The 13,210-nt window shown below is 39.9% G+C and carries 14 protein-coding genes; 10 read left to right on the forward strand and 4 right to left on the reverse strand.

Annotation, left to right across the window (positions count from 1 at the left end; translation table 11 throughout):
- Positions 1-62 precede the first annotated feature (62 nt).
- From L1D46_RS09615 to pseI, 4 genes are read right to left on the reverse strand one after another with little or no spacing between them, the layout of a single operon-like run.
- Positions 63-1,574, reverse strand: coding sequence for a class I adenylate-forming enzyme family protein (locus L1D46_RS09615; RefSeq protein ID WP_239977458.1), 1,512 nt, complete (start codon positions 1,572-1,574; stop codon positions 63-65).
- Complete coding sequence (pseG, locus tag L1D46_RS09620; RefSeq protein ID WP_239977459.1) at positions 1,567-3,141, reverse strand: UDP-2,4-diacetamido-2,4,6-trideoxy-beta-L-altropyranose hydrolase; 1,575 nt, start codon at positions 3,139-3,141, stop codon at positions 1,567-1,569. The genes L1D46_RS09615 and pseG overlap by 8 nt, the downstream gene beginning before the upstream one ends.
- Positions 3,128-3,388, reverse strand: coding sequence for a phosphopantetheine-binding protein (locus L1D46_RS09625; RefSeq protein ID WP_239977460.1), 261 nt, complete (start codon positions 3,386-3,388; stop codon positions 3,128-3,130). The genes pseG and L1D46_RS09625 overlap by 14 nt, the downstream gene beginning before the upstream one ends.
- Positions 3,385-4,425: a pseudaminic acid synthase gene (gene pseI / locus L1D46_RS09630; protein WP_239977461.1), complete on the reverse strand. Its 1,041-nt coding sequence runs from the start codon at positions 4,423-4,425 to the stop codon at positions 3,385-3,387. The genes L1D46_RS09625 and pseI overlap by 4 nt, the downstream gene beginning before the upstream one ends.
- A gap of 181 nt (positions 4,426-4,606) precedes the next feature.
- Between pseI and L1D46_RS09635 the strand changes: the two genes are divergently transcribed.
- The 10 genes from L1D46_RS09635 to L1D46_RS09680 all read left to right on the forward strand — a co-directional run bounded on the left by L1D46_RS09635 (position 4,607) and on the right by L1D46_RS09680 (position 12,976).
- Positions 4,607-5,332: a glycosyltransferase family protein gene (locus tag L1D46_RS09635; protein WP_239977462.1), complete on the forward strand. Its 726-nt coding sequence runs from the start codon at positions 4,607-4,609 to the stop codon at positions 5,330-5,332.
- Between the two features lie 74 nt (positions 5,333-5,406).
- The gene (locus tag L1D46_RS09640) at positions 5,407-6,354 is read left to right on the forward strand and encodes an SDR family oxidoreductase (protein WP_239977463.1); all 948 of its coding nucleotides are present in this window, start codon (positions 5,407-5,409) and stop codon (positions 6,352-6,354) included.
- Positions 6,351-6,962 carry an SIS domain-containing protein gene (locus L1D46_RS09645; RefSeq protein ID WP_239977464.1) on the forward strand — a complete coding sequence of 204 codons (612 nt, stop codon included), beginning with the start codon at positions 6,351-6,353 and terminating at the stop codon, positions 6,960-6,962. The genes L1D46_RS09640 and L1D46_RS09645 overlap by 4 nt, the downstream gene beginning before the upstream one ends.
- Complete coding sequence (locus L1D46_RS09650; protein ID WP_239977465.1) at positions 6,955-7,950, forward strand: GDP-mannose 4,6-dehydratase; 996 nt, start codon at positions 6,955-6,957, stop codon at positions 7,948-7,950. The genes L1D46_RS09645 and L1D46_RS09650 overlap by 8 nt, the downstream gene beginning before the upstream one ends.
- Positions 7,951-7,957: 7 nt before the next feature.
- Positions 7,958-8,620 carry a class I SAM-dependent methyltransferase gene (locus L1D46_RS09655; RefSeq protein WP_239977466.1) on the forward strand — a complete coding sequence of 221 codons (663 nt, stop codon included), beginning with the start codon at positions 7,958-7,960 and terminating at the stop codon, positions 8,618-8,620.
- A 7-nt stretch (positions 8,621-8,627) separates the two neighbouring features.
- On the forward strand, positions 8,628-9,428 hold the full coding sequence (locus L1D46_RS09660; RefSeq protein WP_239977467.1) for a transketolase: 801 nt from the start codon (positions 8,628-8,630) through the stop codon (positions 9,426-9,428).
- Positions 9,428-10,348 carry a transketolase C-terminal domain-containing protein gene (locus tag L1D46_RS09665; RefSeq protein WP_239977468.1) on the forward strand — a complete coding sequence of 307 codons (921 nt, stop codon included), beginning with the start codon at positions 9,428-9,430 and terminating at the stop codon, positions 10,346-10,348. Before L1D46_RS09660 ends, L1D46_RS09665 begins: the two co-directional genes overlap by 1 nt.
- Positions 10,345-10,932: an HAD family hydrolase gene (locus L1D46_RS09670; protein WP_239977469.1), complete on the forward strand. Its 588-nt coding sequence runs from the start codon at positions 10,345-10,347 to the stop codon at positions 10,930-10,932. The genes L1D46_RS09665 and L1D46_RS09670 overlap by 4 nt, the downstream gene beginning before the upstream one ends.
- Positions 10,926-11,942, forward strand: coding sequence for an aminoglycoside phosphotransferase family protein (locus L1D46_RS09675; protein ID WP_239977470.1), 1,017 nt, complete (start codon positions 10,926-10,928; stop codon positions 11,940-11,942). Before L1D46_RS09670 ends, L1D46_RS09675 begins: the two co-directional genes overlap by 7 nt.
- Positions 11,943-11,944: 2 nt before the next feature.
- On the forward strand, positions 11,945-12,976 hold the full coding sequence (locus tag L1D46_RS09680) for a zinc-binding dehydrogenase (RefSeq protein ID WP_239977471.1): 1,032 nt from the start codon (positions 11,945-11,947) through the stop codon (positions 12,974-12,976).
- Positions 12,977-13,210: the final 234 nt, after the last annotated feature.

Genomic DNA, 13,210 nt, shown 5'->3' on the forward strand with positions numbered 1-13,210 from the left:
ATAATATATAATGGATTATTACAAAGTAGCCTTCGTAACTAGCGAAAGCTACTTTCGCACACTTATAACTCAGAATATTTTTCTTTAACTGACTGACGAAGAATTTTGCCTAAACTACTTCTTTCAAAACTATCAATTTGCTCTAACACTCTAGGCTGTTGATAATCGGTCAATTGCTGTAAACACAGTTTCTTTAATTCTGTTTCATTTACTGACGCCGAAAGCGTCGTATAAACAACTTTTATTACCTCACCAAACTGAGAGTCTGGAATTGAAAAAGCCACGCAATCCTCAATGTCCGGATGCATTTTTATAACGGCTTCGATATCTTGAGGGTATACATTGATTCCGCCGCTTGAGATCAACTCTTTTTTACGGCCGACATAATATAAATAGCCTTGCTCATCAAGGTAACCTAAATCACCGGTTTTGAAAAAATCACCAAGATAATAAGCTTCTCGCGTTTTTTCCGGTAATTTATGATACCCGCTAAACCCGGTTGTTGTTTTACAACAAATTTCTCCAACTTCAGTTGCAACTAATTCTTGGCCATGCTCATCGGTAATTTTCACAGTAACAAATGGTAGAGCATTGCCTACACTGCCGCTCAATTCAGGGTGTTCTGATACAGCGAAATCAGTCACAACACCAACCTCTGAAGCACCGTAACACTCGTGTAAGCGGCAACTAAGCAAAGAAAGTAAGCTTTGTTTACTCTCTTTATCTAATACCGCCGAAGAGGATACTAGGCAGCGTAAAGAGCTCAAGTCATGCCCTTCAACACCGTTTTGAATTAAGCTTACTAATTGAGATGAAACGGCAAATAGAAAACTCACTTGGTGCAGTTCAATTGCTTGTAGCCATAGCTTCAAATTAAACTTTGGTAATACAACCGTTGTTGCACCAAGCATCAAAGGCATTAGCACACCACGCTGAGCTAATGAGTGGTACATAGGAGTCGCTACGAGAATAACGTCATCGGGCGTTAATCCGTAGTAGTTTATGGTCGCATCAAATGCTCTATTTACTTTACATGCTTGGCTCAACACTATTGGCTTAGGTTGACCGGTAGAACCAGAAGTCATGGTTAAGATATAAGGTGCTTGCGTATCAATTGTATCAGTAAAAAAGCATTCTGCTTGAGCTTGTTGAACACAAAGCCAATTTGTTTCATTAGCAACACTTTGGCCTAATGTTATTAAATTTTCAGCTTCAATAAGATTATCTGCAAGAAGTGATTTGCTAATGGTCGGCCAAGCAATCACCTTAGCAACGGGGGTTTTCTTAAGAGCAACGGTCAGAGCAAGCCCTTTTAAGCTAACAGGTAACGGCACAGCGGCTAAACCTAATTTAGCGATTGCCAGCAGCGAAACAATAAATTCAATACCGTTAGGTGCAAATATTGCGACACGTTGGCCTTGCGTAACACCTTGTTTTAAAAAATGGCTAGTAAGCTTAATAACTTGCTGATTTAATTCATCATACGTTACGCTTTGCTGTTGAAAAACGACAGCTACCTTAGTGGGAGTGTTAGCGACATTCGTAGCAAATAACTCATAAATACCTTTATCCACCTACTCTCCCTTTTCCTACAAAATTAAAATCATCAATCGAAGCATTTGGAAATAAATGTTGGGTCACTGCCATTTTTTTCGCATCCCCTGCAATAGATTTAAATCCTGCTCGCTGATTAAGCAAATTTACAAACTTATTTTCTTTATTAATAACGGCTACCCACATTGCATCTGGGTATGTTTGCTCAGTCTCTTTTAGTTGCCAATCTAATACTAGTTGAGCATGGGCAAAATTAACATCGTCACTTGCTGCAAACCAGCCACCTATTAAATAATTTTGCTGTTCTATTTCATACAATTGATGCCAAACGTAAAGTAACGGCTTGCCTTTCACTTCCATAACATAAGAGTCGCGTCGATTAGCAAACCACCAGCAATAATGATCAAGTTGATCGATATCTTTTGTGATCGTCATTCGCCAAGCATTGTTCGGTAAGTTTCTCGCTGTCAAATAGCGGTTTATGTCCTGATCAACCACTCGCCTTAACGTGATTGTGTCGGTTAAATGCTGATACTGGCTTGCAATTAGATTGTTATTGGCTTGAGTAATCTGGCTAGAAGCGAGTTCTGAAGTAATTAACTTAGCAACACGACTTGCACCTTCGCCATCAATTTTTACCGCAACGTTTTCACGCATTAGGTGGATACGTTCTATATTTTGTAGCATTGCTAAAATTAGCTTTAAAACCTGTTCTGGCGGATAGTCAATTAAGTTTGCGATATGGAAATAATGCCCCAAATCATCTAATGCAGCTTGTTGATTTTCTTGATTCTTTGCGATTGAGAACGTTAATGCAGGGGTTTTAGTCGCTGCCAGCTCATACAAGGACGTGCCTAAAGCGCCAACAAACAAGGTACAGCTTTTATAGTAGTTTGCTAAACAACTAGGTGCTGCAATTAAATTTAATTGTGAGTGACCTAAAGCTAACTCATGTAGCTGAGTAACGGATGTAGCATTAGGGCCTATAATTAGATTAACTTTATACTCTGGCGCTGTTTCAAGAATTAATCGTATGATTTCAGTAAGCTGTTTCCAATCGCCACCACCGCCGAGAGAAAACATAAGCTCTTTATTTGAGCGCTCTGTTTGCACGCAGTTTCGATAAGCCCTAGACAGCATCGAAAAATCAGGACCAAGTAAAAAGTGTTGTGATTCAAGTGCTGTACTTTGATAACGAGACGAAGTCTTTTCAGCATTCCATTTACTATCGATAACCAGCTCTGCTAGATGCTCTCTTTCAAGATCATCAACCGCAATAATCGATGGCACATGTTTAGCCATCTTTGATTCCCATTCAATATCAAAACGATAGCTATCAATAATTAATTTATCAATAATGAGCTGTTGCTCGTTGAAAAGCTGAACACAGTTAGCCGCATCTTCTATCTGTGTTTTTGCATAGGGTAATAAATGTATATTTCCAAGTTCTTTAGTTAAATGATCCGACAATTGTGTATCGACTAATAAAACAACCTCTTCACCTAAACATTGCAACTCTAACGCGAGCCATTTGCAACGCATAAAGTGGCCCAAGCCACATAGTGTATCGACTCTAATTGCTATCATTTAACTTCACTAACGCAGTCGCTAAATTTCCTACTTTTGCGTTTTCACTGTCGACCATTAACTCTGGAGGAACAGCAATACCATATTCGGTTTCTAAGCTCATTATAAGGCTCAGTATTTCAAATGAGTCTAACGCCCCTGCAGCTACAAAGTCATATTCAGCAATGTCAGCATCTTCAACAAATACGCCGCGTTCTAATAAAAATAGCTGAACCGAATGGATTAAGTCTTGTTTCATATCGCTCATTTTAGATCACTCCAAGACAATTGAGTGCCACAACGTAATTCTTTATTAACTGTTCGTCCAATAAGGTTTGGAAGCTCTTTTGGCATAATTTCGCCGCCCCCAGGACGCATTTGTCTTAAATGCTCAGAGCTCAGCTGATCTCCAGCTTTAATATCTTTGATAATGTAAACACAGCGACGTGCTTTTGAAGCAACGGATGGGTAATCAACTTTGCCCAGTGCTTTTTCAATTTGTCTCACACCATGAACAAGGGCCTGAAGCTCCGATGGCGTCATTGAAAAAAAACTATCTGCAGTATTATCTGTTTTGTCTAATACAAAGTGCTTTTCTATCATGCATGCACCGACGGCAACTGAAGCCAGTGGCACATCATTTCCCAGTGTGTGATCAGATAAACCAACCGGACATTCAAAAGCCTGTTGCATATGAGGGATAGTTCGCAAATTAATAGTCTCTGCAGGAGCAGGATAAGTGCTTGTACACTTCATCAATGCAAGTTCAGTAACACCCGCATCTTCTGCGACTTTTACCGCCTCAGCAATTTCAACTAACGTCGCACCACCTGTAGACATAATTACGGGTTTACCAGTAGCGGCAACATCACGAATTAATTGGTGGTCAATTAGTTCAGGTGAAGCAATTTTATAGGCTGGAGCATCTAATTGTGCTAATAAATCGACTGCCGATTTATCGAATGGTGATGAAAAACAAGTAAGTCCAAGTTTTGCTGATAGTTCAAACAGTTCCGCATGAAAATCCCAAGGCATATAAGCTGTCTTGTATAAATCATGTAAGTATTGACCTTGCCATGGACCCGTCGCTTCAAAGTGTGGAAGTTTACAATCCATGGTTAAAGTATCTGCGGTGTAAGTTTGTAGCTTAATCGCATCAGCACCGGCTTCATGAGCGGCATGAACTAACTCTTTAGCTTTATTTAAACATTGACCATGGTTAGCTGACATTTCAGCGATGATATAACAAGGGTGATCGTGACCCACTAATGCACCATTAATATTTAATGTTTTACTAAAATTCACACTGTTCCCAACATTGAAATTTATTTACCATATCAACAAGCAAAATTGAGACCTTTTTTAAAACTAATTTATATAAATGAATAAAATCAAATCAATTGCTGTTGTTTATATGCTTTATCTTTGTATTTCAGTGTAATCCTTTGCTATATTTAAAACAAATAGAACAATAAAAATTGCTTACATGGAAAATGTTCAAGTCATCATTCAAGCACGGATGACATCCACCCGGTTACCTGGCAAAGTCATGCTACCTTTATGCGGTAAACCTGTATTACAAGTAATGTTAGAGCGCTTAGCTCCTTTGCAAGCAAATATTATCGTTGCAACAACAGATGATGGTTCTGAAGCACCTATTATTGATTTATGTAAATCTCTCAATATTCGTTACTTCCAGGGTAGTACTGAAGACGTATTAGGCCGCTACTACCAAGCTGCAGTTCATTTTGGTGCAAATAGCAACACAGCTGTAGTTCGTTTGACCAGTGATTGCCCACTTATTGATTATGAATTGGTGAGTAAAACAATCAGTACCTTTCAAACTACCCCCTATGAACTAGTAAGCTTGGGGCCTCACAGTGGCTTTCCTCGAGGCTTAGATTGCTGTGTATTTGCTTTCAAATTACTAGAGAATGCACACCTAAAGGCAACAACACAACCAGATAGAGAACATGTAACATTAGGCTTTGCAAAATTCTCATCGTTCACAAGTCATAGCATTAGCGCTCATGAGGATAACAGTCATTATAGGCTAACCCTTGATGAGCAAGATGATTATAAAGCGATCAAAGCTATTTATGAAAAAATGCAAAACAAGTTAGACTTTGATTATCCAACTCTGATGCAATTATTAAAGAATAATCCCTACCTTGCCGATATAAACAAACATGTTGAGCAAAAAACAGTTTAGTGCTTATACGAATCAGGCGTAATTTTTGCTTACACAATATTTAAAGGCGAAGAGCCCAAATTTTAGAGAAAAAAATGAAAAATGAAACTGTATTAGTCACAGGTGCAACTGGCTATAAAGGCACTGTATTAGTTCCTAAGCTGCTAGAGAAAGGTTATAAAGTAATAGCTATCGACACCCAGTGGTTTGGTAACTTCCTAGAACCTCATAAAAACCTAACAGTAATCAAGGCAGATGTTAGACATACCGACGATATCAATTTAGATCATGTCGATAATATCATCCACCTTGCTTCGATAGCTAACGATCCATGTGGGGATTTAAACCCCAAATTAACCTGGGAAGTAAGTGCTCTCGCGACAATGCAACTTGCCGATAAAGCCAAAAAAGCTGGAGTAAAGCAATTTATTTATGCCTCCTCAGGAAGTGTGTATGGCGTAAAGGATGAAGAACAAGTAACTGAAGATTTATCTCTAGAGCCTATATCGGAATATAACAAAACCAAAATGGTCGCTGAGCGTGTTTTACTTAGTTATAAAGACTGTATGGCTGTACAAATTGTTCGTCCTGCAACAGTTTGTGGTTTATCAAAACGAATGCGACTTGATGTATCTGTCAATATGTTGACAATGCAAGCGCTAACAAATGGAAAAATAACAGTTTTTGGTGGTTCACAAGTAAGACCTAATATTCATATTGATGATATTACCGACTTGTATATTTATATGTTAGAAAACCCTGAGAAAACATCAGGTGTTTTCAACGCAGGATTTGAGAATATCTCTATTCTAGACATAGCAAAAATGGTACAAGCTAAAATCAACTGTGAAATCGAAATCACACCATCAAATGATCCACGTTGTTACCGCATCAACTCAGACAAACTGCTCGCCACAGGGTTCAAGCCTTCAAAAAATGTTGAGACTGCTATAGAAGAAATTATTGCAGCCTATGAAGCTGGTAACCTTAAAAATGAAGACCGTTTTTACAACTTAAAGTGGATGCAAAAGGAAGTACTATGAGCAAAGTACAAAGTACCTTAGCCCCTGTTACTCCAATTTCTAACGTTGAGTCGATTACAAGTGATTACGTTGCTACGTTAACCACAGTTTTGCAGCAGCTTGATGGTAAACAAGTCGAGTGTCTGGTCAATGCCCTCCTTGCCATGAAAAGTGCAGGTGGCACTTTGTATATCTGTGGAAATGGCGGCTCTGCTGCTAATGCTATCCATTTAGCAAATGACTTTACCTTTGGTATTCACCCAGGTGGCAATGCGTTAAAAGTAGAATCGTTGGCAGCCAACAGCTCCGTCCTTACTTGCCTAGGAAATGATATTGGCTATGACAATATCTTTAGCCACCAGCTAACTGTTAAAGCACAGCCTGAAGATGTATTACTTGTTTTAACTGGCAGTGGCAACTCTCAAAATATTCTAAATGCGATTTCACGAGCAAAAGAAATCGGCATGACAACATTTGGCGTTTTAGGTTTTACAGGTGGTAAAGCCAAAGCTATGCTTGACCATGCTTTACACTTCGATATTCAAGACATGCAAATATCAGAAGACACACAAGTCATTATTGGACACATATTAATGAAAGCCCTTTATCAGGAACTTAAAGATGTCTAACTCACCTATCCTTGTCTTGGGAAGTAACTCTTTTTCTGGTGCCTCTTTTTGCGCCCATATATTAGGCCAAGATCAACAAGTCTTGGCGGTCAGTCGCTCTGAAGAGCCTCATACTTCATTACTTCCTTACAGTTGGCAACAAAACAAGCACAATTTACAGTTTCATCAGCTTGATCTTAACCATCACCTAGAAGAAATCATTGCGCTCATTGATAAGCACAAAGTTAAACATGTATATAATTTTGCAGCACAAAGCATGGTTGGCCAAAGTTGGGATTACCCTGAGCATTGGTTTATGACTAACTGTGTATCAACAGTAAAATTACATAATAAATTACGCCATTTAGATCACTTAGATAAGTATATTCATATTTCCACACCGGAAGTATACGGTAGCTGTGAAGGACTGGTACCTGAGCATCGTAATTACAACCCCAGTACTCCTTATGCTGTATCCAGAGCCGCTGCAGATATGAGCTTACATACATTTTTTGATGTCCATAAGTTCCCAGTGTTATATACACGTGCAGCAAACGTATACGGTGAAGGGCAACAATTGTACCGTATTATTCCACGTACTATCTTATTTGCATTGTTGGGTAAAACACTACCGCTGCATGGTGGTGGGCACTCTACGCGTTCATTCATCCATATTGACGATGTATCAGCGGCGACCCACGCAATTGCTCAACAAGGACACCTAGGTGACATCTACCATATTTCAACCGAGCGCACGATTTCTATCCGTGCATTAGTTGAACTAATCTGTGATATGTTACAAGTTCCGTTTGAACAAGTATGTCAAGTAACCGAAGATCGGCTAGGGAAAGATGCGGCATACTTACTAGATGCTACCAAATTACGCGAGCAACTTAATTGGCGAGATCAAATATCTCTTGAGAATGGACTCGAACGTACCATTGCTTGGGTAAAATCAAATCTTGACGATTTGAAGCATTTACCAGATTCATATATTCATAAACCGTGAGATAGCTATGCTAGGACAAGAAATAGACCTATTAAAAAACTACCCCAAGTCTAAGCGAGATACTAAAGGTCGAGCCAATGTGATCACCGAGGCTGACAGAGAAATTGCTCGTAAATACGGTAAAGATTTTTTTGATGGAGACCGGACCTATGGCTACGGTGGTTTTCATTACTTTCCGCGTTTTTGGCAACCTGTAGTACCTGATCTCAAAGCACATTTTGGTTTATCTAACAATACGAGTTTATTAGATATAGGGTGTGCTAAAGGGTTTATGTTATATGACCTACAGCAGCTAATACCAGGTATTAAGCTTCAAGGCCTAGATGTTTCAGAATACGCACTAGAAAAAGCCAAGGAAGAAGTAAAAGACTTACTTACGCTGGGCAACGCAAAGTCTTTGCCTTATGAAGACAATAGCTTTGACGTCGTGATGTCAATCAATACAATTCATAACTTGGATGAGCAAGAATGTGCGCAAGCATTACGCGAGATTGAACGAGTGAGCCGAGGTAAATCTTTCATCACTGTTGACGCTTACCGTAATGATGAAGAGAAAGAACGTATGCTTGAGTGGGCACTGACCGCTAAAACTATCATGCACGTAGATGACTGGAAACAGTTTTTTTTAGACAATGGCTATACTGGCGACTTTTATTGGTTTATCCCATAAGTAAATTATGAATTTAAAACATACCGCAGCAAAAATTAGACATACACTTTGTGATGTATCAAGCAAGACAAAAACGCCTCATTTAGGCAGTTGTTTATCTTGCGTAGATATTTTGACATCGCTGTATTGGCAGATCCTCAACATTGACCCAAGTAATCCAAAAATGGCTAACCGCGACTACTTTTTGCTCGGTAAAGGCCATGCTGCCAGTGCGCTTTATACCGCTCTCGCTTATCGAGGTTACTTTGGCGTTGAGTCACTTTATGAGCATGGTCAAACTGGCAGTCAGTTTGAAGAGCACCCAGGGATCAATGCGCCAAGCGGTGTTGAATCTGTATCTGGATCGTTAGGTCATGCTTTATCTCTTGCCACAGGTATGGCACTAAGTACTCAACTACAGGGCCGTGATAACCGTTTTTATGTACTTATGGGCGATGGTGAGCTTAATGAAGGTACAGTGTGGGAAGCTGCAATGTTTGCCGCGGGAAAACAGCTCGATAACCTTGTTGCCATCGTTGATTTTAATAAATTGCAAGGCACCGGTGAGAGCTGCGACATAATGCACTTAGAGCCATTAGAAGAAAAATGGCGGGCATTTGGCTGGTACACCATTAGACTCGATGGCCACAACATCGAGGCGTTAAATGCCGCATTTGAAGAAGCAAAAAAACAGTCTCAGCCGGTGTGTATCGTTGCCGATACAATAAAAGGTAAAGGTGTATCATTCATGGAAAATGACAACAACTGGCATTACCGCATCCCCAAAGCCGAAGAAGTTGAACGCGCAAAAGAGGAGTTAGGCCTGTAATGAGAAATGCATTTGCACGAGTACTGACTGAACTTGCAAAAACCGATGAACGCCTCGTCCTTTTTTACGCAGATATTGGCAACCGCTTATTTAACCCTCTTAAAGAGTTTGCCTTAGAGCGTACCGTAAATGCCGGGATTGCAGAGGCCAATATGGCATCGATGGCAGCAGGCAGCGCGATGATGGGACATAAACCTTTTATTTATACCATCACGCCTTTTACTACGGCACGTAACTTTGAGCAGATAAAGATCGATATCGCTTATCAGAATCAGCCTGTGATTATTGTTGGGACGGGCTCTGGCCTTTCATACGCAAACTTAGGACCGACTCATCATTCATTTGAAGATATTGCCCTAATGCGTGCATTACCTAATATGAATATTGTCTGCCCTGCGGACGCCCAAGAATTAGAAATATTGATGCCTCAGCTCATTGAGCTCAATGCCCCCTGCTATTTTAGAATTGGTAAGAAAAACGAACCCAGTGTGCATAAAGCCCCCCCTGCTCTCGAGTTTGGCAAGGCATACACGATGCAACAGGGCAGATCAGTCGCCATTTTAGCGACTGGCACAATTATGCCACTGGCCCAAGCACTGCATAGCGAGTTAGCTGCGAAGGGGATCAATGCCGAGCTTGTCAGCTTTCATACCGTTAAGCCGCTCGATACTGATTACCTAGATTCTGCCGCTTCGCGTTTTGAACACATTATTACCCTTGAAGAGCACAACGTCAGCGGTGCTTTTGGCAGCGCAGTGCTTGAGTATGTGTCAGATCTTAACGGATCAGCAAGAGTGCACAGATTCGGTATTCCTGATTTTTTTATCGATCAAGTCCACTCACCTGAGGATGCCTTTGTTAAAGCTGGTTTAACCGTGCATGACATTACAAATTCGCTTGTTCAAAGAGGTGCGCTATGATCATAGGCATTGACTTTGACAACACAATCGCTGACTACACAGGTGTATTTTACGATGTAGCGCTAGAACTTGGCTGGATCCCAGAAAGTGTTGGGCAAAGTAAAAGTGAGGTAAAGGCTTATTTTATTGAGCAAAATAATGAGCCCAAGTGGACCGAGTTACAAGGAATAGTATATGGGAAAGAAATTAACAGAGCCCGCCCTTATGAAGGCTGTCTAGATACTTTACGACAGTTAAAAGCAAAGGGACAGGAGTTAGTTTTAATTTCCCACAAGACTCGCTACCCTATCATTGGTGAAAAGGTAAATTTTCATGAAGCGGCAACCAATTGGCTCAAGTGCAACCATTTTCTTAGTTCAGAAGGTGCTCCTTTCTCAAGCAGTGCATTATTTTATAATGAACAGCTTGACTTAAAAGTATCAAAAATAGCCGAGCTCAAGTGCGATTTTTTCATCGATGATTTACAAAAGGTATTAGAGCATCCGGCTTTTCCAAACAATTGTAAACCCATTTTTTTCTCTCCGCATCAAAAAGAAGAAAACAGTATCTCACACTGGAAAGAGGTGACTGATATTATATGCTGAATGACTCTGTCATAGCTTGGCTGAAAATAACATTGGGGGTCAAATCAATTGAGTTAACCCCAATCAATGGAGGCGCCAACAACCTAGGTATTAAAGTTACCTCAGGAAACCAATCATGGTTTTTAAAATCATTTAATACTCAATCTCCTAATGTTAAATACAAACAACAAAATGAGTTTTTATTTAGCCAAGAAGTTTATAGAAACTGTTTGACTGCAACGCCAAAACCTATAGCAATAAATTTAGAAGAAAACGTCAGCTTATTTGCTTACATTGAAGGTAAAAAGATTGAGAATGCATGCAATAATGCTGTGCAGCAAGCCATTCTGTTTTTCCAAAATATAAATCAGCGGGAACCCTCCGCCCATCTAAATATAGCCAGTGAAAGCCCATCAACTCTCGCCGAGTTTAGTCACATCATTACTAACAGGTTAAAAAGGTTAGAAACAGTCACAATCAAAAGTGAACAATTAAATGTGGACTATCACAAGGCTTTAACTTTGATCAGGCTGCGCCAAGAAAAACTCACCAGTAATCTCGCACAGCACTGGCAAAAAGAACAGCAACGTAGTGTTTTATCTCCTTCAGACTTTGGTTTTCACAATGCGATTGAAGCTAGTTCAGGTATTTATTTTATAGATTTCGAGTATGCGGGGTTAGACACCCCATGGAAGGTATTTGCAGACTTTTTTTCGCAACCTGCAGTCCCTGTCGACTTAACTTTTGCACTTGAGTTTTTAAAGTTAGAACAGTTCAGGTTATTAAAAGAAAACCCTGAAGACACACTTAAAGTATTCGAGTTAACGCAACTCAAATGGTGCTTAATTATGCTCAATGAATTCTTACCTGAAGTGCAAGCGAGAAGAGCTCACTCATGGAACATTTCTTGCTTAAATGAGCGACAACAAAAACTACAAATTGCTCAGCTCACTCAACTAAAGCAATGTTACGATTATTTCGAATCTATTCCTAACAAAATTAGTGGACTAGATAAATTACTAAGAGATTGAAAATGAAAGCAGCCGTACTATTTAACACAGGTGAACCACTTCAAATAATTGACGGTATTAAAGTGCCCGCTTTAACAAAAGGCCAAGTTCATGTAAAAGTGATTTACAGCGGCTTATGTCATTCTCAAGTTATGGAGGTCAAAGGCGGTCGTGGTGAAGACAAATATTTACCCCACCTTTTAGGTCATGAAGGTGTAGGTATCGTCGAATCGATTGGTGAAGGGGTCACTAAAGTTCAGCCGGGTGACAAAGTGATTATTGGCTGGATAAAGGGCGAGGGCCTTGATGCTCCAGGTGGTAAGTACCCTCATCAAGATTACTTAATCAACTCAGGTAGTGCAACCACACTAACAAATCAAACCATTGTGGCCGAAAACCGACTTGTAAAACTACCCTCAGGCTTTCCTGAGAAATTAGCTATTTTATTAGGCTGTGCTTTACCAACAGGGCTTGGGCTCGTACTCAATGAGCTTAAACCAGAAAAACATAAAACAATTGCAATTTTTGGGTTAGGCGGCATTGGGGTGAGCGCCTTACTGGCTGCAAAACTATCTAATCCAACCAGCCTTATTGCCATTGATGTGAACGAAGACAAGTTGAAGCTTGCTAAACAATTTGGTGCCACCCATTGTATTAACTCTTCAACGTGTGATCCTGTGCAAGAAATTTATCGTCTTACTGAGCAAACAGGCGTCGACTATAGCCTTGAAGCCGGCGGCACCACAACCACTATTGAGCAAGCTTTCGAAAGTGTCCGTGATGGTGGCGGACAATGTATATTTGCCTCGCACCCAAGCAATGAATTAAAAATACAGCTTGAGCCTCATGCATTTCATCGAGGAAAATCTATTAGAGGGAGCTGGGGTGGTGGCTCGCAACCTGATAAAGATATTCCGCTATTTGCCGATATGTACTTTAAAGGTGATTTAAACCTAGAACCATTAATCAGTAAAGAGTACACCCTAGACAATATTAATGAAGCAATTGAAGATTTAGAAAACAAAAAAATTGTGAGAGCGCTTATTGTTATTTAAAGCTCTGCTTCCAATGTTTTTAAGGTAGAAAAATATGAATCAAGCCGATGACAGATTCGAAACAAGATAGGTGTATGAGCATAATAGTAAGGGCTTTTACTCAAAGCTTGAAAAATAGCATAAAATTGTCAGCATTTTTTTATGTCAATGTTGTGCATGATGGCCGTTCATTTAAGCAAAATAAGCGTATCGACCTGAACGCTATTTATCAACATGGCTTGAGTAAAGGATGCT

This window comes from Pseudoalteromonas sp. Isolate3, from assembly GCF_022398505.1.
Classification (GTDB): domain Bacteria; phylum Pseudomonadota; class Gammaproteobacteria; order Enterobacterales; family Alteromonadaceae; genus Pseudoalteromonas; species Pseudoalteromonas apostichopi.

Excerpts from the sequence above, each read along its gene's own strand:
- pseG (WP_239977459.1), bottom strand. The coding sequence starts at position 3,141 with ATGATAGCAATTAGAGTCGATACACTATGTGGCTTGGGCCACTTTATG.
- L1D46_RS09625 (WP_239977460.1), bottom strand. The coding sequence starts at position 3,388 with ATGAGCGATATGAAACAAGACTTAATCCATTCGGTTCAGCTATTTTTA.
- L1D46_RS09635 (WP_239977462.1), top strand. The coding sequence starts at position 4,607 with ATGGAAAATGTTCAAGTCATCATTCAAGCACGGATGACATCCACCCGG.
- L1D46_RS09640 (WP_239977463.1), top strand. The coding sequence starts at position 5,407 with ATGAAAAATGAAACTGTATTAGTCACAGGTGCAACTGGCTATAAAGGC.
- L1D46_RS09645 (WP_239977464.1), top strand. The coding sequence starts at position 6,351 with ATGAGCAAAGTACAAAGTACCTTAGCCCCTGTTACTCCAATTTCTAAC.
- L1D46_RS09650 (WP_239977465.1), top strand. The coding sequence starts at position 6,955 with ATGTCTAACTCACCTATCCTTGTCTTGGGAAGTAACTCTTTTTCTGGT.
- L1D46_RS09655 (WP_239977466.1), top strand. The coding sequence starts at position 7,958 with ATGCTAGGACAAGAAATAGACCTATTAAAAAACTACCCCAAGTCTAAG.
- L1D46_RS09660 (WP_239977467.1), top strand. The coding sequence starts at position 8,628 with ATGAATTTAAAACATACCGCAGCAAAAATTAGACATACACTTTGTGAT.
- L1D46_RS09665 (WP_239977468.1), top strand. The coding sequence starts at position 9,428 with ATGAGAAATGCATTTGCACGAGTACTGACTGAACTTGCAAAAACCGAT.
- L1D46_RS09670 (WP_239977469.1), top strand. The coding sequence starts at position 10,345 with ATGATCATAGGCATTGACTTTGACAACACAATCGCTGACTACACAGGT.
- L1D46_RS09675 (WP_239977470.1), top strand. The coding sequence starts at position 10,926 with ATGCTGAATGACTCTGTCATAGCTTGGCTGAAAATAACATTGGGGGTC.
- L1D46_RS09680 (WP_239977471.1), top strand. The coding sequence starts at position 11,945 with ATGAAAGCAGCCGTACTATTTAACACAGGTGAACCACTTCAAATAATT.